This window comes from Halomonas sp. 72, assembly GCF_052379785.1.
In the GTDB taxonomy this organism is placed as follows: Bacteria; Pseudomonadota; Gammaproteobacteria; order Pseudomonadales; family Halomonadaceae; genus Vreelandella; species Vreelandella citrativorans.
Map to the genome: position 1 here is coordinate 16,356 of NZ_JBQSYY010000004.1, position 22,056 is coordinate 38,411.

A 22,056-nucleotide genomic window follows, 5' to 3' on the forward strand; every position below is an offset into this window, starting at 1 on the left:
GGGCATAACATGTCGAGCAGTAAGCGCTCCCTTTGTAGCGCCTTTGCGCCTTAAGCATGGATCGACCACAGTCATCACACTGCAAGTGGGGCTTATGACTCACAAAAATGGGTATCCTAAAAAACTTAATATATGTCGAGCTCTTTCCTGGCGGAACTGTACAAGCTCAGTTCGTCGGCACCGATTTAGACAAGGGCCTTTTGGCTGCTGATTCGTGCTGCGCGTTCTTCGTACCCCCACAGGCAGATATGACAACTGCTCAGCAAAAAAAGCAGGCATTATAGATTTTATGAATGTCCTCTGAGTTAGACCAAGCACACTTGAACCTTCTTGGAATGACGATGGCCAATCAAGAAGCCAATATGCCAAGGTTTCCAAAATTGCAGTCCTATAGGCAACACGCTGATGCTCATACAAGCAACGCTGATTTGAAGGACGATGGAAGGGTTTCAAGTCGTAATGATGCCTCAGTCGATCATGCTGTAGCGAATTAGCGAGCACGCCTGCCATTACCCGAATGACACTCAGAGCTTCCGGACTGGTGGACGCTTGTGGGAGCAAGTTAGTCGGAGTTCCATTCGCTAATTTCAGTAGCTGGGATTGAAGAGCTAACACTAATGGAGAACAGCACAAGGTTGGTAACTTGCGAGAAAGAAGCGACACCCCACATACCGTACAGCGATCCATTCTTTGCACGGTACTTAGATGTGGCATCAATGGCGCATCACAACGTGGGCAAGCATCGCTCATCATGGCGCCATGGTAAGGACAAACAACCATAAACCCTAAACGCCAGTCACGATAATAGATGGCCCCATAATCCTTGAAGCATTCGGAACAATATTGGAGGCCGTGCTGGGTACGTACCTTGTTAGATATCCCCGCTGACAGAAGAAAGGGGACATTTCCCTGACGATGAATTTTTACCAAACTCTGCTCAATTGAACGTAATGTCATCCTTTCGACTGACGCAACATCAAAACCTGAGTGGCGCGACACGGTATAGAGCAGCTCATCACTGGCACTACGATCAATGTCACGGCTCCAGATAGGAATAGATGGAGCCCAGTAATTAGCAAACCGATAGGGGGTCAGGCCGTGAGCAAAGGCGCTACGCATCAACCACGAAGTAAACAGCTCATTCTTAGCTGGTGATAGCATGATCGCCCAGCTTCCTCTGATCACAGTTTAAGCGCCTCCTTGCCATAATCAGAGAGTTTAACCCAGCCGATGTTATCAAGAAGCTTAGCGTCTATATGCTCTTTACCATCTCGGATCGCTTTAACGGTCGCTCTTTTAAGCACGGTCGCTACGCCGCCGATGGTGCCCCCACTCATACTATGTAGCTTTATCGCGATATCCTGACTAGACAGCTGAGAGGGCTCAGCTAATGGCAGTAAGCGTTCAAAGCTGGCCAAGAGGCGCAAGAAGCTAACATCTAACTGCCATCGAGGTAGTGCCAGCGGCTCAAAGCGACTTGAGAGTTGAGTATCGGTGTGCAGCGCGAGAATGGAGTCACGCGTACCGACGGCTACAAGCGGAAGCTGTAGCTTATTGCTCAATCTTTTAAGCATTCCTAGAAAATGCCTCTGTTGTCTTGCACTTCCATGTAGCACATTGTGGATTTCATCAATAATGAGCATCCTGGCTTGTACGTAAGTTAATACCGAAATAGCTTGGTTCTCCTTACGCTGCACGGGATCCGTATCTCTGTGGGCTATCTTTAATGACAGAAGTAACTCAGTCCAAAAACGCCCCTCATTTGGTTCGGAGGGCATTTCCATAACAATGACAGGTGCTAATGGCTCTCCAGAGGGAAGAATCTTCACAGGATGCTTTTCTCTGAAACGGTCGATTAATGTACTTTTTCCATTCCCGCTTTCTCCGACCAGCAACGTGTTGGGCATCCGCTGTACACGGGGATGTGCTAATTGATCCTCAAGCCGGGTCATGATTTCTTTGGCCCTAGGATAGGAAATCCAATGGTTTTGCTGAGCGAAATAAATGCGGTCTTCCGTCGTCCAGGTGAGTGTCTCAGCAATCTCTGGCTTGAGGTGATCAAAATGGGTCATATTCATTCCCTAGGCATCGTCATCGAATGGTTCTATAGGCAGTGCGAATATATCAATCTCACTTTGCACCTCTGTTTGAGGTGGAGCAGGAAAAACACTCTTAGCAGGCGCTTGTGTTTCAACAGATTCCGTTTTCTTGGCGAGTTTCTTCGTCGTATTGATACGAGCCATCTGACGTCTTGCTTGCTTCGTTTTCGTGACGGCCTGTTCAACACGATGACGCATCTTGAGAATGGTCTCAAAAATCACATCCTCATCAACATGCCGCAGTCCTTCCTCTCGAATGCGGCGAGTTGCTTCCCGTAACTCCCACACACTAATCGCTGGTCGAGTAGGATTCCGATAAGGAACCATGTAATAGATCTCACTTTCAGGGTCGTAGAAATAGACTTTACTGATATCGCGTGGATCACGACGGATAGTAAATGAACGAGCCTTCGTTTGATTTTCGGGGTCTTTTGAACCAATCCAAGGGTTCAACACTTCATGGTAGTAATTAATTTCATCCAGCTGGACGCCGTAGCGCTGCACAGTGCGTGAATAAAGAGGAAGGAAGTCTAACTTCAAACGCGTGGGGTCAGTTGGTATAGGCGGCATCCCCAAGCCCGGCTGTGTTGAGTCTCCTAATATACCGAGTTGCCACTTGCGCATTGGTGGCATGTTCAATTCAGAATGCTTGCGACGGTGATACACCCCAACAATAAATTCAACTAAATGCTGCTCAAACTCACGAAGGGTGAGCGCTGATTCTTTTTCTGAGTCATATCCTTTCCGTTGCTCAACGTTGGAAAATGTTGTGCCAGGTAAGGTGTGTATCTCATTTGCAGCAGTACCCATATAACGCTCTATATGTCCGCCGTAGTGGGGAAGCTTTACCGGACGTAATTGCAGGTCGATACCGTATTGTTCACAAGCCCGGCGCAGCATTTTCCCCCGGAATTCTTTCGCGTTATCAGCATGCAGAACACGCATTTTCCCCCAGACTGGCCACTCTTGCCCCACCCCCAGGTTTGCAAGATATTCATGCTTAGGCAACATGGCATTGGAGACACACAAACCCACTGAGATAGCACTGGGCTTTTCCATGCTAACCGCAATCCCCACCACCATTCGTGAAAAGACATCAATAGCCAGAGTTATCCACGGTCGGCCAAGCGCCAGACGATGCTCTTCATCAACTAAGATGACGTCAGCAGGCGTATGATCTATTTGAACAACAGCAAGAGGGAAATCCGCATTTGGAAACTCTCCCCTGATAGGAGCAAAGGTGTCACGCGCCTTATCTCGTAGCCCGCGGCGTCTCATCGTTTCACGTGTCGAAATCTGTTTTATGCGGTTACGGATTGTATTGGAGTGAGGAGGAAGTAAACCGGCCTGTTTGCAATGAGCTTTGACAGTGATAATTACGTCACTGGGCTTATATCGTTGACGACTTAGATATAAGTCATTGATCGCCCCTTCGATTATTGCCTCGACTTTCTTATCGAGCTTTTTCGTACCTGGCTTGCGGCCTCGCGGGGCTGGTATCAATGCTGAAATATGGCCAGCCTCGTGATAGTCCTTAACCCATTGGTATAAAGTGGCAACGTGAACACCGGCTTCTTCTGCTAACTGCTCTGCCTTTGCACGAGTACGAAATGGATCGTCAAGTAGAGGACGGATTGCTGCAAACCGCTGCTGAGCAACTTGCCAGTCTTCGTCTTCGATCTCGGATAAATCCTTTCCTTCAGCAACACCACCTTCTCCAAGCTCTATATCCGTTACGGGACGAAGCTGATGCGCAGACAGACGGTGCACCTCTCCAGTGTCGGTATCTTTAGCAAGGAGGGTTGCTGTATCCAACAAGTGCGAAACTCTATAGGTACGACCATTGGCTGTTATCACAGACCCAGTAGTTACCGATAGAAAAGCGGGCTCTGTAGCCATAAGAAACCTTCTCCGTTAGTAATCCATATGGGGCTGGACATGTTTAATGGGCGTATGAGGTCAGCATGAACACGGCCTATAGCGATCATTTGCCATAAACAACTAAGCGCACACATACGCTTTTCCTCATTCGCATAAGCAGCTGTAAGTAGAATTTCAGGTGTTGTTTCACCGAGCACGGCAAGGGTTCTAGCCAAGTGAGTAGCGGTAGCCGAGTCCTCTGCCAAGTCCCTATAGGCCCTTAGAAATCGTGCATTGTTCAATAGGCCAGTGCCTCTAATCTCTCGCTCAGTCACAATGCGAAAGCCCCAACCTTGCTGCTTGCAATAGCGTATAGCTGCCTGAAATTTAGGCTTCATAATGTGCCAATTTTCTCTCAAATCTTCGCGATACTTAACCTCATACAGAATCGGCGCCGCTTCATCCGAGTAAGTCACGAGCATATCGGGCGTGTACTGACGCCTTTTTCGATCATCATCTTGATACTTAAGGGTTAGCGGCTGCTCACAAACCGTAGCGACCAACGGATCAAAATCGAGGATCATCAGGAAATCGCGCTCTAATGATGACTCAAAATTGCAAGTGCTTCCTCGTAAGAAAGAAACCTGCCCAGTAAGGCTCCTTCGGTTAGTTCCAATAACTCTAACAGGCCGATTCATATTCAGTCGCCTATATATTTGTGATTTTAACACCCAGTCGCTTATATTGGTGTCAATTAGTAGCGTATTTACTTGTCGAAAATAACGTAAGATATTGTTCCAGTATAGCATTAGTAGCTGTTTTTAGTGGAATTCACAGTGGCTCAAAACCCAAACCAGGAGAAATCTCGCTTGCCCATCACGGTGTGCTTTTTTTAGACGAGCTGCCGGAGTTCTCCCGCAACGTGCTAGAAGTTCTGCGCCAGCCACTGGAGACAGGCGAAATACATCTGGCCCGGGCCAGCCACGAACGCCGATACCCGGCTCAGTTTCAATTGGTAGCCGCCATGAATCCTTGCCCTTGTGGGCATTTGGGCGACCCACGCCAGCGTTGCCAATGCACCGCTAGTCAGATTCAGCGCTACCAGGCGCGGCTTTCCGGCCCGCTGTTGGATCGTATTGATCTACAGGTCGAAGTACCTGCGCTTCCGCCCGAGCAGTTGACCGCCCAAACTCAGGGCGAATCATCAGAAGCAGTGCGCGAGCGCGTGATGGCCGCAAGAGAGCGCCAAATGGCGCGCGGCGCACTCAACAGCCAGTTAAGCGGTAAAGCCCTGGAAGCCGCCTGCGCACTTGACGATGAAGAGCGCGCCTGGCTTGCCAGCGTTCTGGAAAAACTCAAGCTCTCCGCCCGCGCCTACCACCGCGTGCTACGCGTAGCGCTGACGCTGGCTGATCTACAGGGCGAGCCCAAGCCCTCCCAAGCACACCTGATCGAGGCCATTGGCTATCGGCAGCTGGATAGGCTGTTGAAGGGTGCTTAATGAAGTGGCTGAGCAGCGTATATAGTTCTCTGAATTAGGCATTGCCTGTCAGGTCATCAAATTATAGGTATGTCATTGCTTACCTGGCAGCGAAAAATCCAGGCACTTCTTATCAATCAACGTTTCCAGTGCTACTACAACAGGGCTTTCAGAAGCGGTAACAAGGATAAGCGGGCAATTGGATGCAATATCTGCCAAGGGGACTGCGACTAAACTGGACGAAATTTCAGCCACACTCTTAGGCAGCACGGCTATGCCAATCCTGGCCATGGCGAAGCAAAGCATGCTTGAAATATCAGGCACCTCTAAAGCATTCGCCAATGATAGCCCGGCACTCTCTGACAAGCATTCGATCTGACGTCGAAGAAAGGTTTGCTGGGTGGCAGGTTGTAAAAGTAATCGCTCGTTACTCAAGTCTTTAAGAAAGAGTCGATGGGTTTGGGCAAGATGGTGGTCTGGATGGATGAGGACATAAAGTGGCTCTTCTCCCAAGAGATGTTTTCTCAAGCCCTTGGTAGCCGTTTCAGGTATATCTGCTCTTAAAACAGCCGCATCCAGATGGCCCGAACGCAGCGAGGAAAGGTGGTCAAGCGCATTTCCGTAATGAAGCTGAAGTGTAAGATGAGGCCTTTTTTCAAGCACTGTGGCCAGCGCGGAGGTAAACACTGGCGAAAAAATAGCGCTCGCAGAGTAACCTATGTGGAGAGAACCGGCTTCACCGGCATCAGCTTGTCGAACAAGGCTCAGGCTTTGCCTTGCCGATGATAAAAGATTAATCGCCTCTATCAAGAAAACCTCACCTGCACGCGTTAGCTGTACCCCATGCGTATTTCTTAAAAATAGCTTTACATCTAGCACCTCTTCTAAATTTTTTATTGTTTGACTAAGTGGCGACTGAGTTATGTGTAAACGCTCGGCCGCCCGTCTAAAGTTAAGCTCCTCTGCTACTGCCACAAAATAACGTAACTGTTTAAGCTCAAACATAAAACCACTCACCGTGAGATAAAAAAAGACATTCCATCTAAACAAAAACTTATATAGCTTAATAGAACTTCTAAACAGAGCTTTAAATTATGCGCATTTTTATAACATTAGCATCATTTAGCGCATTCTTTAACTTATACCAAACTCAAGCTATTTATCCTTGGCTGGCAGCTCGATATGCTGTAGAAATATCCCAAGCGGGATGGCTAAGCATGGCTAGTCTCTTTGGCATGATGCTATGCGCCCCCTTTGCCAGCAAACTAACCTATAAGTTGCCTCCCAGAAAAACAATCATCTTTGGACTCTATACATTAATAACCCTTAATGCATGTATAGCTATAAGTACAACGCTGGAAACTCTTTTTCTCATACGCTTTTTCCAAGGTATCATATTGCCCTGCATCCTGACGTCTGGAATGACGATAATAGGTCAGGCGCAATGTAAGGAAAGGCGCACTAAGTGGATTGGCTGCTATGTTACTGGAACAATCATGGGCAGCACATTGAGCCGATTTTATCCTGCCTTCGCTATCGACACTATGGGCTGGCAGTGGGGCTTTATATCCTGTGCAGGGCTACTACTTTTAGCCTTGCTCATCATGGCGCATGAAAAACACGTTAACACCATTACCGCAACGACTAACAATGATGACGAAAAAATATTTTATTTAACACAACTTAGGCACGCACTGTCTGATAAAACGCTTATAATGATCTACAGCATAGGCTTCGGGATTTTATTTACACAAAGCTCGGTCTTTACTGCTTTAGGCATCGCACTATCTTATCCCCCCTACAGTAAAACGGCTGGAGAAATAGGGCTTATCTATCTAGCCTGTTTACCTGCAATAATTGCAGTTATCACCGTACCAACGATGTATACATCTAAGAACGAGACGCTGCTCTTTATAATTTTACTGGCATTGCTTTGGGGTTCTATGCTTCTAATGACGAAGAATTATTACCTGGTCATTTTTAGTGTACTTCTCTTCTCAATAGCTACCTATCTATTGCAAGCTTTAACGACGGCAATGCTAAGCCAAGTGCGTAAAGTACCGGTCAACTTTGCCAGCGGTGTATACCTTTTCTTTTACTACGGAGGAGGAGCGCTAGGGGCAATATGTTCCGCGACGCTTTATAGCGCCGGGGGCTGGGCGGGGGTAACAATCGCTATTATGATGGTTCACGCCTTAATATTGGCACTATTACTATGGTTAACAGCCGCTTTCAATAAAAAGAAGCCCTGCACCATATCGCATTAATATCCGTTCAAACAATATCAGTCGAGTATAGGAATACACGGGCAATGTAGCACAGATGGGAGCCTGGCGTGACGCAACGGCCCCACGCCAGGCCCCGCCATCAAAGTGCCCCTTAAGGCGCTTCGCGATGCAGTTTTAACGACGCGTACACGCCAGCATATCCACCAGCCGCTGGCAGAGCGCATCCAGTTTTTTGCTATTGGCTTCTTCGATAAACGTGCCCGCTTCATCAAAAGCGGTGTGCGCTTTGGAGAGCGACATGGGCTGGGGCAGTACGATCAAGCCTAGATTGGCGAGCAACTGTTGGGCCAGCGGCATCGCACGAATGCCGCCTAACCCACCAGGCGAGGCCGACACCAGCGCAGCCCACTTGCCTGAATAAAGTGCCAGGCCCGGCGTGTCTTCATAAGGGCGAGACAGCCAGTCCAGCGTGTTCTTCAAAAGCGGGGTGATAAAGCCGTTGTATTCCGGCGAGGCGATAAACAGCGCTTGGTGATCAGCCAGCAGTTCGCGCAGTTTAAGCACGTTCTCCGGAACGCCTTGGGTTTCAATATCTTCATCAAACAGAGGGCACGGGTAGTCTTTCAAATCCACAAACGTGGCCACGCCGCCCAATGCCTCAATGCGCTTGGCAACCAGCCGCGCCAACTGTTTGTTGTGTGAATCCTGGCGGCTGCTTCCAGCAAATACTAATACCTTGGGTACTACGCTCATTCGATTGGGCTCCTTAGTAACAGGCTATTTAGGGTTCGACAGGCTCATGCGGCCCGCCAGGCATCTGGTCAATAAACGTGTTGATAGCGCTAAACAAGGCCTCGCGAATCGGCTCTGCTTCGTTAACTAAATGGTGGCGTGCTTCCGGATGGTAGTGAATCTCGGCAGCGGTAAATTTTTGTGCTAAAACGGTCAGGTTCCACTGCCAATCAACCGTTAAATCCTGCTCACCCTGCAAAATCAATGTTGGCACGTCGACAGACTCAAGCGCTAGCAGGCGTGGCATCCAGCGCCGCATGGCACTTACCCACGCCACACTTAAGCGCTCGGGCTGCAGTGGGTCGTGATCACGCAGAAATTCGGTAAACGCTTCGTCGGTTGAGTTGGGCCGAAATTTACGCGGAATATCCTTTAAGAACGGGCTAGCGATAAGGTGCATCCAACTCGCCTGAGTCCACCGCCAAGGGCGTACCAACGGCGCGAGCAGCACTAGGCCATCCCAACCGGCCTCTTCGCGCCGGGTGAGCGCGTCGGTTGCAAGAATCGCACCCCCGGTACTCTGCCCAACACCCAACCACGGCCTGGGAGCTATGCCTAGCGTGATCAGGGTGTTTTGCATGTAGGTAAGGCAGTGCTGATAGTCGTCAAAATCTTCAATTTCTGCGCGCGGGCCGCTCGAAAGCCCATGACCCGGCAGGTCCCATAGCACTACCCGCCAGCCCTTGGCCAACAGGTGCGTTAACAGGTGACGATAAAGGCCTAAATGGTCAAAGTAGCCGTGCACCACAAAGGCTGTGCCTGATGGATTGGGTGGGCTCCATACCTGGCACCACAAGGCAAAGCGGCCGGTATCGATAAAGCCTGCATGTACCTCATCGGTGCTTTCAAAGAGTGCTTCCAGACCATAATGCAGAAAATAGCCCTTCACGACGTCCCACAGCGCTTCACCCGGCACTAATCGGGAAAAGACTGATTCGCCTGCCGTTTGCCGAAACAAACTTTCCATCTGTTGGAAATCCTGCATCCAAACCTCTCTATGAGCGCCCTGTTTTCTTATCATTTGGTCGAGCATTGTGCCGCTTTAACGTCTACGCTGTTTACATGCCTGCACAGTTGTGGAAGTATTTTCCATAAATGTATTTTGCGCTTATTTTACTCTGGCCGTGGCCATTCACCACCCACGGGCACCTTCACAGGAGAAACCCCATGAGCGAGCGTATCACGCGCCACCGTTTGCAGGTGGCCACCGAGCTGGACCGCTTTATTAACGAGCAGGCACTACCTGGCACGGGCGTTGATGAAAGCGCCTTCTGGGCCGGTGTCGATGCCCTGTTCCATGATCTGACCCCAAAAAATAAACAATTGCTAGCAGAGCGTGATGCGCTGCAAGAAAAAATTGATGCATGGCATCGTGAGAACCCCGGCCCCGTTAGCGACATGCCAGCCTACCGGGCGTTTTTGAAAGAGATCGGCTACCTGGCCGACCTGCCTTCCAACGTAAAAGCGACCACCGCCAATGTCGACCGCGAAGTTGCCATACAGGCAGGTCCACAGTTGGTGGTGCCGGTAAGTAACGCCCGCTATGCCCTGAATGCGGCGAATGCGCGCTGGGGCAGTCTTTATGACGCGCTCTACGGCACCGACGCTATTTCCGAGGAAGACGGCGCGGAAAAAGGCACACGCTTTAACCCCAAGCGCGGCGCTAAAGTCATTGCCTATGCGCGAGGCGTTCTGGACCGTGCGGCGCCCTTGGCCACCGGTTCCCACCGCGACGCAGTTAAATACGCGATTCGTGACGGTCATTTGGTCGTTACGCTGGAAGGCGGCCGGGAAACAGGCCTAAAAGATTCCGGCAAGCTGATTGGCTTTACCGGTGAAACGTCCGCTCCTGAGACGATTCTGCTAGCCAATAATGGCCTGCACCTGGAAATCCAGATCGATGCCAGTCACGCCATTGGCAAAACTGACCCGGCGGGCGTAAAAGACGTCGTCGTTGAAGCCGCGCTCACCACCATTATGGACTGCGAAGACTCCGTGGCTGCCGTGGATGCCGAAGACAAGGTAGGCGTTTATAGCAACTGGCTCGGCCTGATGAAGGGCGATCTGGAAGAGAACATCGACAAGGGCGGTAAAACCTTCGCCCGTAAGCTGCACGCTGACCGCACCTGGAACACCACCGAAGGCGGCAAGGTGACCCTACCCGGCCGTTCGCTGATGTTTGTGCGTAATGTGGGCCATTTGATGACCACGCCCGCGATTCTGGATGAGGAGGGCAACGAGTTGCCGGAAGGTATTCTCGATGCCGTGGTTACCTCGCTGCTGGCCCTGCACGATCTTAAAAAAGATGCCGACCAGCCGCGTAACTCGCGCACCGGATCGGTGTATATCGTCAAGCCGAAGATGCATGGTCCTGCCGAGGCTGCATTTGCCAACGAACTGTTTGGCCGCGTAGAAGATATCCTTGGCATGAGCCGCGACACCCTAAAGATGGGCATCATGGACGAAGAGCGCCGCACCACGGTCAACCTCAAGGCGTGTATTGCCGAGGCCTCTTCACGCGTGGCGTTCATCAACACCGGCTTCCTGGACCGCACCGGCGATGAGATGCACACCGCCATGGAAGCAGGCCCCATGGTCCGCAAGGGCGACATGAAATCCGCCGCGTGGATTACCGCCTACGAGAAGAGCAACGTACAAGTAGGCCTTGCTTGCGGTCTACGCGGTCGCGCCCAGATCGGTAAAGGCATGTGGGCTATGCCCGATTTAATGCACAACATGCTGGAACAGAAAATCGGCCATCCAAAAGCCGGTGCCAACACCGCTTGGGTACCTTCACCCACGGCCGCTACCCTACATGCGTTGCACTATCATCAGGTAAATGTCACCGACGTTCAGCGCGAGCTTGAAGCGCTGGGCGAGCCCGACTTCCTGGACGACTTACTCAGCGTCCCAGTGGCGGAAAACCCTAACTGGTCAGATGACGAGATTCAGCAAGAGCTGGATAACAACTGCCAAGGCATTCTGGGTTACGTGGTGCGCTGGGTAGAGCACGGCGTGGGCTGCTCCAAAGTGCCGGATATTCACGATGTAGGCCTGATGGAAGACCGCGCCACGCTACGCATCTCCAGCCAGCATATTGCCAACTGGCTGCATCACGGCATTGTCGATGCGCCGCGCGTAGAGGAAACCCTCAAACGCATGGCGAAAGTGGTCGATGAGCAAAACGCAGGCGACCCCACTTACACCGCGATGAGCAGTCACTTTGAGGACTCCACCGCGTTCAAAGCCGCCTCTGACCTGATCTTCAAAGGCCGCGTACAACCGTCGGGCTACACCGAGCCGCTGCTTCACGAGTGGCGCCAGGTGCATAAAGCGAAGTAAATTCGTTTTATGGTACAACTAGCCCTAAGGCATATGCCTTGGGGCTTTTTTTATGAAGGACAACAACAATGACCATCATGACTGTCGAACAGATCGAGCACTTTCTGGATGAGGTGTTTCCCCAGCGAATGGGCAGAGTTGAAAGCGTAGGCGAGATGTGTGCCACGATGCGCTTAACGGTAGGTTATGAACACCTGCGCCCTGGCCCCCGAGTAAGCGGCCCTACGATGATGGGCTTTGCCGATGTGGCGCTGTATGTGGCGATCCTTGCTCAAATCGGCCCTGAACCCATGGCGGTGACCAGCGACTTAAACTGTCACTTCCTGCGCGCAGCTTCAGGCGAACACGACATTATCGCCCACGCTAAACTGATCAAGCTGGGCCGCCGTTTAGCGGTGGGTGAAGTGCAGATATTCTCCGCAGCCGATGAACGCCGCCCAGTTGTGCACGTCACCGCAAGCTATGCCTTGCCCGCTACGTAGCAGCCGACAAACGGGGTAAGCAGCGACCGTAGAGAATAGCTTGCAAAAAAACGCCCCGGGCCCTGGCTATCAAGAAGCCAGGGCCCGGGGCGTTTTGGCGGCTAGAACGCTTAGTAAGCGGCTTCTGGCTCGTAGTACTCTTCTACATTGTCGAGGGTGATCAGGTCAGCGTTAAGGATGAGCCGTGAAGGTACGCCGTGGTACATATCGCCCAGATGCTCGCCTTTCACGCCGTGTACCGCTAGCGCCATGGCAGAGGCAATCATGTTCGGCGGATAGGTAACGGTGCCTTTAACCATCGGGTGCTCGTCACGGATCATTTCAATCACGCGCTGAGAACCGCCACCGCCCACAATCAGTTGGATATCGTCGCGGTTGTTTTCATCAACCGCCTGAAGCGCCGAGATCAATACGTCATCGTCACCCGCCCAAATGGCATCTACTTCCGGGTTACTGCCCAGCAGGTCTTCCGTTACGCTAAGCGCCTGCTGTGGGTTCCAGTTGGTCGTTTGAGAGGTCAGGATATTGATGTTGGGGTAGTTTTCCATCACCCGGTTAAAGGCATCGACACGCTGGCTGTTGATGGGGATGGGCGGGCCTTCCAGCACCAGAATATTGCCCTCGCCGCCCAACTCTTCAGCGATATAACGCGCGGCGTGCTCGCCTAAGCCTGAGTTATCGCCCGCAATAAAGACGTTTTGCGCAGGCGTTTCAAGCTCGCGGTCCACCACAACGGTATAGATGCCTTCATCGTAGGCTTCAGAAATAACCGCCTGAAGCGTTGCCGGGTCGTGGGGAAGAATGACCAGCGCATCCAGGTTGCGGATCATCAAATCTTCCACGTTAGAGACCTGGGCCGTGCCGGAGTTGGCGGAAAGTACCGTAAAACTGACATCCGGATACTCCTCACTTAGGTCGTTGGCGGCTTGCTGTGCCCACCATAAAAGGCCTGCGGTCCAGCCATGGTCAGCGGACGGCACGGTGATGCCAATATGGTAGTCATCGGCCAGCGCCAGGCTGGACGTACTCGCTATGGCCGTTGCCAGCGCGACAGTCTTGAAAAGGCGTGATAGTGTCATTGTTATTGCTCCCTTTCTAACGTACATCGTGGATGGGCGAGCCAACCCCGCCCAGTGTGATCGTCGGCCCTGTTTGGGCATAGCGACCGAAAAGACCGTTTTTAACGTCCGCTTTTACAAGTCAGGCACGCTTGTACTGCAGCAGTACCGCCAGCAAAATGACGCCGCCCTTGACCAGCCCCTGCAAATAAGGGGAAACGCCGGTCAGGTTAAGCATATTGTTGATAATGCCTAGAATCAGCGCGCCGATGACCGTGCCCCATATCGAGCCGCGCCCACCGGAAAGCGCCGTGCCTCCTATGACAACGGCGGCAATAGCATCCAACTCATAAAAGTAGCCCGCATCACTCGGGCTTACCGAGTTGAGCCGCGAGGTCAGCATGATGGCCGAAAGCCCCACGCAAATGCCCGCAATCACAAAGGTGGAGAGCACAATGCGCTCAACCCGGATGCCCGAATAGCGTGCTACCTGAGGATTAGCGCCCACCGCGCACACATGCCGCCCGTAAGGGGTATGAAACAGCAACACATGAGCGATGATCGCCAAACCAAAGAACACGATCACCGGAACCGGAATGCCCAGCAAAAAGCCGCCGCCCACGCTTGAGAAGTGCGGATTGGGGGTAGAAACCACTGCTGCATCGGTGAAGTAGAGCGCCAGCGAACGAAAAATCGACATACTGGCAAGCGTTACCACAAAGGCCGCTATGCGCCCTCGGGTGACTAACAGGCCGTTGAATAGCCCTAACAACCCGCCCGCAGCGATAGCGGCCAACAGGCCGAGAAGCACCGCCTGAATGGGGTCACTAATGCTATTGACGATATACAGGATAACCACGCCCACCAGCGCCACCATCGACCCCACCGACAGATCGATCCCGCCGGCGATAATCACAAAGGTCATGCCGATAGCGATAATGCCGGTATAGGAGACCTGGCGCATTACGTTGGAAATATTGCGCGTATTAAGAAAATATTCGCTGGCGATGGACGACACCACGAACAGCAAAATCAGCGCCACCAGCGGGGCCAGAATCGTCGCGTTAAGGGGCAGCCTGCGCAGACCTTGGCGTGCAACGCTCCCCATTGACTTGGTATTAGGCGGTTGAGCCATCTTTATTCCCCACTTGTTCACGGTTGGCGTGCTGCCGTGCGCCAGCGGCATACAGCATTATTTGTTCTTCGTTGATATCGTCACCGTTAAGCTCAACGGCTATTTGCCCCTCACGAATCACTAACACCCGATCCGCAATACCAATGACCTCTTCAAGCTCAGAGGAGATCACGACAACAGCTTTATTTTGTTCGGTAAAGTCGCGAATCAACCGGTAAATCTGCTGTTTAGCGCTGATGTCGATGCCGCGGGTGGGCTCATCGAGCATCAGGATCTCGGGCTCGATATCGAGTAGCTTCGAGAAGTAAACCTTCTGTTGGTTACCACCGCTCAACAGGCTCACCGGCGCCGCGAGGTTGGATGCCTTGATGGCCAAGCGCTGCTGGTAATGTTCAGCTTGACGCCGTTCAGCGCGATGCTTGATAAACCCGCGCACATAGCGTTTCAGGCTAAGGGCGGTAATGTTCTGCATGACGTTAAACGAGAGAATCAGCCCCTTGCCCTGGCGGTCTTCCGACAGATACGCCAAGCCGTGGGCGTGGGCTTCGTTGGGCGAACGAAGATCAACAAGCTCGCCATCGATTAATATTTCGCCCTGCTCTTTGCGGTGCAGCCCCATGATAGTTTCAGCAATTTCGGTGCGCCCCGCACCTACCAGCCCGGCAAGTCCCAACACTTCGCCACGGCGTACTTCAAGGTTGATGTCCTTGAGCTTGCCCTTGAGGCTCAAGCCCCGCACCCACAGCGCGGGCGGCGTGTTATCAGCACGTTGCGCAAGCTTCTCAGGGTAAATTTGTGACAGCTCACGCCCGACCATTTTGCGCGCCATGTCCTCTTCATTAAGCGTCGCGGTCTCGCACAGCTCTACCTGCTGGCCGTCGCGTAAAATCAGCAGCCGATCACAGAGATCTTTGACCTCTTTTAGCTTGTGAGAAATAAACAGAATCGTGACGCCCTTGGCGACCAGCGCACGCACCACGTTAAACAGCACCGCGACTTCGCGGTCGGTCAGCACCGTGGTGGGCTCGTCCAGAATCAGCAGACGCGCGTCGTTAACCAGCACCCTGGCCACTTCTACCATCTGCTTTTGGGCAACGCTTAGCCGCTCGATGGGAAGCTCAGGGTCCAGGTCCACTTCAAGCGAGCTGAGCAGCTCTTGGGTTCGCTTACGCATACCAGCGTGGTCAAGAAAACCATGACGGCGTACTTCCTGGCCGAGAAAGACATTTTCGTAAACACGCAGCGTGGGGATTAAATTGAATTCCTGGGGGATCATCGCCACGCCGTGAGAACGCGCCGTAATCGGGTCCAATGCGCTGAATATCTGGCCATTCAGGTGAATCGTACCCACCGTTGGCGTGTAAATACCGCTGATGATCTTTAACAGCGTGGATTTTCCGGCGCCATTTTCCCCCAGAATACCCAGCACTTCGCCCGGCATAACGGAAAGGGAAATATCATTCAGTACTTGAACGGGGCCGAAGGCTTTACCGATCCCTTCAAGCGTTAAAATAGGCTCACTCATGGGGCGCCCCCGGAAACGTCCGGCGCTTTACTCAGATGCAGCGGCGTCCAGCCACCCTCCGCCTGGTGTGAGGTAATCGCCGCGGCAATAAAGCGCATGCCATCCACACCGTCTTCAATGCCGGGCAGCCAAGTGGGATACTCACCAGCCGCGTGACCATCGGCCAATGCCTGATACAGGTTGGCAAAGGCTTCAATGTAGCCTTCCGGATGCCCGCCCGGCACGCGAACGCCTTGAGCGATATTCGCACTTAGCCAGTCATCGCGCCGCGTTAAGCGCTGGCTTGGCCCATTAAGCGGTTTCAGCCACAGCTCGTTGGGCTGCTCCTGAGCCCATTGCAGGCTGGCCTTCTCGCCGATGACGCGAATGGTTAGCGCGTTTTCATAACCAGCGGCCGTCTGGCTTGCCCACAGCATGCCTCGCGCACCGCCATCGAAACGCAACAACGCCTGAACGTTATCGTCCAACGCCCGCCCCGGCACGGCTGTCACCAACTCAGCGCTGACCTCACTGACGCGCTGGCCGCTAATAAACTGGGCCAGCTGAAACGCATGCACGCCGATATCTCCCAAACAACCCGCCGCTCCCGCCTGGGTGGGGTCTAAACGCCAGGCGGCTTGACGGTTATCGGCTTTCGGGGGTTCGCTTAACCACTCCTGAATATATTCGACCTGCACATGGCGAAGCTGCCCCAGCGCGCCCTGGGCAATCAGTTCACGGGCATGCTGAACCAGTGGGTAACCCGCATAGTTGTGCATTAATACAAAGTGGCGAGCGCTTTTCTCAGCCGCTTGCGCCAGCTGCTCGGTTTCCTCAACGCTGAGCGTCATGGGTTTTTCACACACCACGTGAAAGCCCGCTTCCAGGCTTGCCAGCGCCGCCGGGTAATGCAGATGGTTGGGCGTGACAATCGCCACAACCTGGGCGCCATCTTCACGAGCCGCTTCGCCTGCCAACAGTGCTGCGTAGTCGGCATAGCAGCGCTGCTCATCTATACCTAACTCGTTGGCGGTCGCCAGGTTGCGCGCGGCCTGGGATGAAAAAGCCCCGGCCACCAGCTCAAAGCGGTCGTCCAGGCGCGCCGCCATACGGTGCACACCGCCGATAAAGGCGCCCTGGCCGCCGCCTATCATGGCGAGGCGAAGTCTGCGTGGCGTGTTATTGATTATTGTCATGAAGTAATCCCTGAGCGTTAATTTAACCGAGGCCCAGCAGCGTGCGGTTGGCCTGGCGATCCGTTCCGGCATCGGCAAAATCATCAAACGCGCGGTCGGTCACCTGAATGATGTGCTCGTTCACGAACGTGACGCCTTCCGCCGCGCCCTGCTCAGGATGTTTGATCGCGCACTCCCACTCGATGACTGCCCAGCCATCAAAATCGTACTGCGCCAGTTTCGAGAACACCGCTTTGAAATCCACCTGCCCGTCGCCCAAGGAGCGAAAGCGGCCTGCCCGCTCGACCCAAGAAGTGTAGCCGCCGTAAACGCCCTGCTGGGCGGTAGGATGAAACTCGGCATCCTTGACATGAAACATGCGGATATAGGGGTGATAGCGGTCAAGAAAGGCAAGGTGATCAAGCTGCTGGAGCACCAAATGCGAAGGGTCATACAGCATGCAGCAGCGCGGGTGATGGTCCACTGCGGCTAAAAAACGCTCAAAGGTCGCGCCATCGTGCAGGTCTTCACCGGGATGTATCTCAAAACATAAGTCCACACCCGCCGCATCGAAGGCATCCAGAATAGGGCGCCAGCGTTTGGCAAGCTCGGCAAAACCATCTTCAACCAGCCCTGCGGGGCGCTGCGGCCAAGGGTAAAGAAACGGCCAAAGCAGCGAGCCGGAGAACGTGGCATGGGCCTTCAAACCCAGATTGGCGCTGGCCTGGGCAGCAAGCTTTAGCTGTTCGACAGCCCAGGCTTGGCGCGCGACCGGGTCGCCGTGCAGTTCAGCCGGGGCGAAGCCATCAAACAGGCTGTCATAAACCGGATGCACGGCCACCAATTGGCCCTGCAAATGCGTCGAAAGCTCGCAAATTTCCAAGTCATATTGCGCTAGAAGCGCCTGGACTTCCTGGCAATACGCTTGGCTTTCTGCTGCTCGCTCCAGATCAAAAAACCGCTTATCCAGCGTGGGCATTTGCAGCGCTTTAAAGCCCAGCTCCGATGCCCAGCGAGCAATATTCTCCAGGCTATCGAAAGGCGGCTCGTCACCAATGTACTGGGCTAGAAAGAGCGCGGGCCCTTTAAGGGTCTTCATCATCGACCTCATTTGTTTTGTTGTTTTAGCGTCAGCAATCAGTGCTGAAAGACACAATGTAATGGATTACATTTCAGCAGAGCAACGTACATCGGTCAAGCGCGTCAAAAAGGGGGTATAAAATGGATAACGCACTGCTGTAAAAGGGCTTTAAATCTTAAACCTCTCGGTAAGCGCTTATGTTTTAGACTAAAGAATAAATAAAAAGAGGGAATAAATAGCCGCATAATTAACGCGCTAATAGTAAGGATGCGTTTAAATGTTGTGGCTAACACTGCTAAAATTTGGATGTAAACATTTACATTTTGGTTAGTAGCGCGCCAACATTGTCTTTAACCGCCCGCCTTCAGGCGCGTTTTTCAGGACCATCGTTCAATGCTTAACACCCAGGTAACGAGCAAACAGCCGCATAGCGTGCCGACGATTAAAGACGTGGCGAAAGCCGCGGGCTGTTCGACAGCGACCGTGTCACGCGCCCTGGCAACGCCTGAAAAAGTCAGCGATGCCACTCGCAAGCGGGTGAATCAAGCAATTGCTCAGGTGGGCTATTCGCCCAACATTGCCGCGCGCAACTTGCGCCGCGCGGAGTCCAAAACCATCGTGGCGCTCTTGCCGGATATTTCGAATCCGTTCTTCTCCGAAATTATTAGCGGCATGGAGGATGTTGCCCATCAGGCGGGTTATCAGATACTGATTGGCGACTGCGAACACGACCCTATGCGCGCAGAGGCCTACTTTCGGCTACTTTCCACCAATCAGGCCGACGGTATTGTGCTGCTAACCTCCGAGATCCCCAAGGCGCTGGTCAAGCAAGCGGATAAGCAGGCGGACTTTCCGTTGGTCATGGCGTGTGAATTTTTTAGCGATATCGATCTTCCACTGATTGCTATCGACAACCATCAAGCCAGCTGTCAGGCGATTGATTACCTGGTGTCGCTCGGCCACCGACGTATTGCCACGCTTTCCGGCCCGGCGAACAATCCTATTTGCCAGGAAAGAAATCGCGGCTACCGCGATACGCTCGCGGCCCATCAGTTGAGCAATGAAGCACGTATTGCAGAGGGTAACTTTGGCTTTCGCTCCGGGTATCAGCAGGGGCTAGCCCTGCTGGAGGGGAAAACGCCCCGACCCACCGCAATTTTTTGTCATAGTGACGAGATGGCGGTTGGTGTGCTGAAAGCCGCCCGCCAGTTGGGTATTAGCGTGCCCGACCAGCTGTCGGTTGTCGGCTTCGATAATATCGGCCTGAGTGAATACTGCGACCCGGAACTGACGACCATTAGCCAGCCGCGCAATGAAATCGGCCAGCAGGCCATGCAGTTGCTGCTCCACCTTTTGCGCGGCGAGCAGCCCATTCGGCATCAGACGCTAAGTAGTCACTTGATCGTGCGTAAAAGCACTGGGCGGCTTAAAGGTCAGCCGTAAAAAGTCTACCGGGGCTTCTTGATTAAGGGCTTCTGATCACCGCTACCGCCAGCATCAGCCACCCGGCAATCAGTAAAACGCCACCAATAGGCGTCACGATGCCTGCATTCAAACCGGCCATCGCCATGGCATAAAGCGAGCCGGAGAAGCCCACGATTCCCAAGCCCCACAGCGCAACTGGCCACTGCCAGCCCTTGAAACCGAACACACGCTGACCGACCAGTACCGCCATTATCGCCAGTGTGTGCCAGGCCTGGTAGCGCACGCCGGTTTCGGCCGCGTGCACCAACTCCGCCGATACTCGCGCGGCCAGACCATGAGCAGCATACGCGCCCACCATGACCGTGATAGCTCCAGAGAGCGCTACCAGGCACCAAATGATTCGTTCGCTACGTTGCATTATTGCTCCTTTCAAGGTGTTAGCGCGCCTGTGTAAGCACGCGTACGACTCGGCATACCTTGCGCCGCAGGAAACCGCTACAATAGAGGCACTTTTTGGTATTTCGCTAGGGTTAGCCCTAACTCTTATAGACCCCATGCCTCGATAGACGAGACGCCCTTATGCAAATTCAACTCAATGGCGAGCCTTACGCGCTGGAAGCGGGCCTGACGGCTGCGGATCTAATCGATCAATTGGCGCTTACGGGTCGGCGGGTCGCGGTAGAGATCAACGAAGAGATTGTGCCACGCAGCCAGCTAGCGATCACTCCCTTGGCCGAGGATGACCAGGTTGAAGTGGTGCACGCCATTGGCGGTGGCTAGCCCGCAGCTCTCATGATTCTTCCACTGGCTACGCCCTATTTCTTGCGCTTTATCCAGGATTCGCTATGACACTTCAAAACGATGCGCCGTTTACTATCGCCGGACGTAATTTTAGTTCTCGCCTGCTGGTCGGCACCGGCAAATATAAAGACTTCGACGAGACCGGTGCGGCGATTGCCGAAAGCGGCGCCGAGATTGTGACCTTTGCCGTACGCCGTACCAACCTAGGCCAGGAAGCCGGACCCAACCTGCTCGACGTGATTTCGCCGTCGCGCTATACCCTGCTGCCCAACACGGCAGGCTGCTACACCGCCAAAGACGCCGTGCGCACTTGTCGCCTGGCCCGCGAACTGCTGGATGGCCACAAGTTGGTCAAACTGGAAGTACTGGGCGATGAGACCACGCTTTACCCCAATGTCGTCGAAACGTTAAAGGCTGCCGAAACGCTGTTGGCCGATGGCTTTGACGTCATGGTGTACACCAGCGACGACCCCATTGTGGCACGTGAGCTTGAAGCCATGGGTTGCTGCGCCATCATGCCGCTGGGCTCGCTGATTGGTTCAGGCCACGGCATTCAGAACCCACACAACGTGCGCCTGATTGTGGAACAAAGCAGCGTACCGGTGCTGGTGGATGCCGGTATCGGCACGGCGTCCGACGCGGCCATGGCCATGGAACTGGGTTGTGATGGCGTGCTGTTGAATACCGCCATTGCCCACGCTCGTGAACCGCTGCGCATGGCGCGCGCTATGAAGAGCGCCGTAGAAGCCGGGCGCGATGCTTTCCTGGCCGGGCGCATGCCGCGCCGCCAAACGGCAGACCCTTCATCACCTTTTGCTGGCCGCATTAACGGTTAAGAGATCTTATGACTGATATTAAAAGTACCGACGAGTCCTCAACCGGGCCAGAAAGCGCTGAAGCGCCGCTGCATCGTCGCGGTATTAAAAGCTATGTAATCCGTGCTGGGCGCATGACTCAAGCCCAGAACCGGGGCCTTGAAGACGTATGGCCACGCTTTGGCCTAACGATTGACGACGGCCTGCAGGACCTGACCGCACTATTTGGCCGGGAAGCCCCCCGCGTGGTTGAAATCGGTTTTGGCATGGGTAATTCGTTGATCGAGCAGGCCGAAACCCACCCGGACACCGACTTTATCGGTATCGAAGTACATTCGCCGGGCGTCGGCAAGCTGCTGGATGAAGTGGACAAGCGCGGCCTGACCAACCTGCGCATCTACAAGGAAGACGCGCTGGCCGTACTGGAGAAGTGCCTGCCGGAAGGCTCAATCGACACCGTGCAGCTGTTTTTCCCCGACCCTTGGCCGAAGAAAAAGCACCACAAGCGGCGCATTGTGCAGCCCGCGTTTGTCGAACTGATTCGTACACGCTTAAAACCCGGCGGCACCTTCCACATGGCGACCGACTGGGAAGCGTATGCCGAATGGATGGCCGAGGTAATGGAAGCCGCTCCCGGCTACGCCAACACAGCCGATGCCGACACGGCGCCCTATGTACCCCGCCCCGCCTTCCGCCCACTGACCAAGTTTGAAGCCCGTGGCGAGAAGTTGGGCCACGGCGTGTGGGATCTGATTTATCGGCGCGAGGCGTAAGTTACT

20 protein-coding genes and 1 pseudogene are annotated in these 22,056 nt (G+C 53.5%); 8 read left to right on the top strand and 13 right to left on the bottom strand.

Features of this window, described 5'->3' with window-relative positions; genetic code table 11:
- Positions 1–99: 99 nt before the first annotated feature.
- From ACT3T6_RS05520 to ACT3T6_RS05535, 4 genes are read right to left on the bottom strand one after another with little or no spacing between them, the layout of a single operon-like run.
- On the bottom strand, positions 100–1,161 hold the full coding sequence (locus ACT3T6_RS05520; protein ID WP_192524527.1) for a TniQ family protein: 1,062 nt from the start codon (positions 1,159–1,161) through the stop codon (positions 100–102).
- Positions 1,162–1,181: 20 nt separating this feature from the next.
- Entirely contained in the window at positions 1,182–2,072 is an 891-nt protein-coding gene (locus ACT3T6_RS05525) for a TniB family NTP-binding protein (RefSeq protein WP_192526911.1), read from the bottom strand.
- A 9-nt stretch (positions 2,073–2,081) separates the two neighbouring features.
- Positions 2,082–3,917, bottom strand: coding sequence for a Mu transposase C-terminal domain-containing protein (locus tag ACT3T6_RS05530; RefSeq protein ID WP_192526910.1), 1,836 nt, complete (start codon positions 3,915–3,917; stop codon positions 2,082–2,084).
- Positions 3,918–3,967: 50 nt separating this feature from the next.
- The gene (locus ACT3T6_RS05535; RefSeq protein ID WP_217990263.1) at positions 3,968–4,657 is read right to left on the bottom strand and encodes a TnsA endonuclease N-terminal domain-containing protein; all 690 of its coding nucleotides are present in this window, start codon (positions 4,655–4,657) and stop codon (positions 3,968–3,970) included.
- Between the two features lie 131 nt (positions 4,658–4,788).
- Between ACT3T6_RS05535 and ACT3T6_RS05540 the strand changes: the two are divergent.
- Positions 4,789–5,460, top strand: a pseudogene (locus ACT3T6_RS05540) (ATP-binding protein); the annotation flags it as partial.
- 72 nt (positions 5,461–5,532) lie between these two features.
- Here ACT3T6_RS05540 and ACT3T6_RS05545 read toward each other — a convergent pair.
- Complete coding sequence (locus tag ACT3T6_RS05545) at positions 5,533–6,444, bottom strand: LysR family transcriptional regulator (RefSeq protein ID WP_193054023.1); 912 nt, start codon at positions 6,442–6,444, stop codon at positions 5,533–5,535.
- Positions 6,445–6,533: 89 nt separating this feature from the next.
- On the opposite strand from ACT3T6_RS05545, the gene ACT3T6_RS05550 reads away from it, so the two are divergent.
- On the top strand, positions 6,534–7,706 hold the full coding sequence (locus ACT3T6_RS05550; RefSeq protein ID WP_193054024.1) for an MFS transporter: 1,173 nt from the start codon (positions 6,534–6,536) through the stop codon (positions 7,704–7,706).
- 135 nt (positions 7,707–7,841) lie between these two features.
- Here ACT3T6_RS05550 and ACT3T6_RS05555 read toward each other — a convergent pair whose 3' ends face one another.
- Positions 7,842–8,420 (bottom strand): NADPH-dependent FMN reductase, encoded by a 579-nt coding sequence (locus tag ACT3T6_RS05555; RefSeq protein WP_172116887.1) that lies wholly within the window; start codon positions 8,418–8,420, stop codon positions 7,842–7,844.
- Between the two features lie 28 nt (positions 8,421–8,448).
- Entirely contained in the window at positions 8,449–9,444 is a 996-nt protein-coding gene (locus ACT3T6_RS05560; RefSeq protein ID WP_193054025.1) for an alpha/beta hydrolase, read from the bottom strand.
- 182 nt (positions 9,445–9,626) lie between these two features.
- Between ACT3T6_RS05560 and ACT3T6_RS05565 the strand changes: the two genes are divergently transcribed.
- Both ACT3T6_RS05565 and ACT3T6_RS05570 read left to right on the top strand, forming a co-directional pair.
- Positions 9,627–11,801, top strand: coding sequence for a malate synthase G (locus ACT3T6_RS05565; RefSeq protein ID WP_193054026.1), 2,175 nt, complete (start codon positions 9,627–9,629; stop codon positions 11,799–11,801).
- Between the two features lie 68 nt (positions 11,802–11,869).
- A complete protein-coding gene (locus ACT3T6_RS05570) occupies positions 11,870–12,283 on the top strand; it encodes a PaaI family thioesterase (RefSeq protein WP_172116877.1) in 414 nt (137 codons plus the stop codon).
- Between the two features lie 110 nt (positions 12,284–12,393).
- Here ACT3T6_RS05570 and ACT3T6_RS05575 read toward each other — a convergent pair whose 3' ends face one another.
- The 5 genes from ACT3T6_RS05575 to ACT3T6_RS05595 form a co-directional block, all read right to left on the bottom strand.
- Positions 12,394–13,362: a substrate-binding domain-containing protein gene (locus tag ACT3T6_RS05575; protein ID WP_193054027.1), complete on the bottom strand. Its 969-nt coding sequence runs from the start codon at positions 13,360–13,362 to the stop codon at positions 12,394–12,396.
- A gap of 121 nt (positions 13,363–13,483) precedes the next feature.
- Positions 13,484–14,476 (bottom strand): ABC transporter permease, encoded by a 993-nt coding sequence (locus ACT3T6_RS05580; RefSeq protein WP_018916828.1) that lies wholly within the window; start codon positions 14,474–14,476, stop codon positions 13,484–13,486.
- Positions 14,460–16,001 (bottom strand): sugar ABC transporter ATP-binding protein, encoded by a 1,542-nt coding sequence (locus ACT3T6_RS05585; RefSeq protein WP_193054028.1) that lies wholly within the window; start codon positions 15,999–16,001, stop codon positions 14,460–14,462. Before ACT3T6_RS05585 ends, ACT3T6_RS05580 begins: the two co-directional genes overlap by 17 nt.
- Positions 15,998–17,176: a Gfo/Idh/MocA family protein gene (locus ACT3T6_RS05590; RefSeq protein WP_193054029.1), complete on the bottom strand. Its 1,179-nt coding sequence runs from the start codon at positions 17,174–17,176 to the stop codon at positions 15,998–16,000. Before ACT3T6_RS05590 ends, ACT3T6_RS05585 begins: the two co-directional genes overlap by 4 nt.
- Positions 17,177–17,198: 22 nt before the next feature.
- Complete coding sequence (locus tag ACT3T6_RS05595) at positions 17,199–18,254, bottom strand: sugar phosphate isomerase/epimerase family protein (RefSeq protein WP_193054030.1); 1,056 nt, start codon at positions 18,252–18,254, stop codon at positions 17,199–17,201.
- Between the two features lie 375 nt (positions 18,255–18,629).
- On the opposite strand from ACT3T6_RS05595, the gene ACT3T6_RS05600 reads away from it, so the two are divergent.
- Positions 18,630–19,679, top strand: coding sequence for a LacI family DNA-binding transcriptional regulator (locus ACT3T6_RS05600; RefSeq protein ID WP_226913504.1), 1,050 nt, complete (start codon positions 18,630–18,632; stop codon positions 19,677–19,679).
- Positions 19,680–19,701: 22 nt separating this feature from the next.
- Here ACT3T6_RS05600 and ACT3T6_RS05605 read toward each other — a convergent pair whose 3' ends face one another.
- Positions 19,702–20,079 carry a DUF423 domain-containing protein gene (locus tag ACT3T6_RS05605; protein ID WP_193054031.1) on the bottom strand — a complete coding sequence of 126 codons (378 nt, stop codon included), beginning with the start codon at positions 20,077–20,079 and terminating at the stop codon, positions 19,702–19,704.
- A 161-nt stretch (positions 20,080–20,240) separates the two neighbouring features.
- On the opposite strand from ACT3T6_RS05605, the gene thiS reads away from it, so the two are divergent.
- The 3 genes from thiS (at position 20,241) to trmB (ending at position 22,050) form a co-directional block, all read left to right on the top strand.
- A complete protein-coding gene (gene thiS, locus ACT3T6_RS05610) occupies positions 20,241–20,441 on the top strand; it encodes a sulfur carrier protein ThiS (protein WP_193054032.1) in 201 nt (66 codons plus the stop codon).
- A 65-nt stretch (positions 20,442–20,506) separates the two neighbouring features.
- On the top strand, positions 20,507–21,298 hold the full coding sequence (locus ACT3T6_RS05615; protein ID WP_087110513.1) for a thiazole synthase: 792 nt from the start codon (positions 20,507–20,509) through the stop codon (positions 21,296–21,298).
- 8 nt (positions 21,299–21,306) lie between these two features.
- Entirely contained in the window at positions 21,307–22,050 is a 744-nt protein-coding gene (trmB, locus tag ACT3T6_RS05620) for a tRNA (guanosine(46)-N7)-methyltransferase TrmB (RefSeq protein WP_172116864.1), read from the top strand.
- The last annotated feature ends 6 nt before the right edge of the window (positions 22,051–22,056 follow it).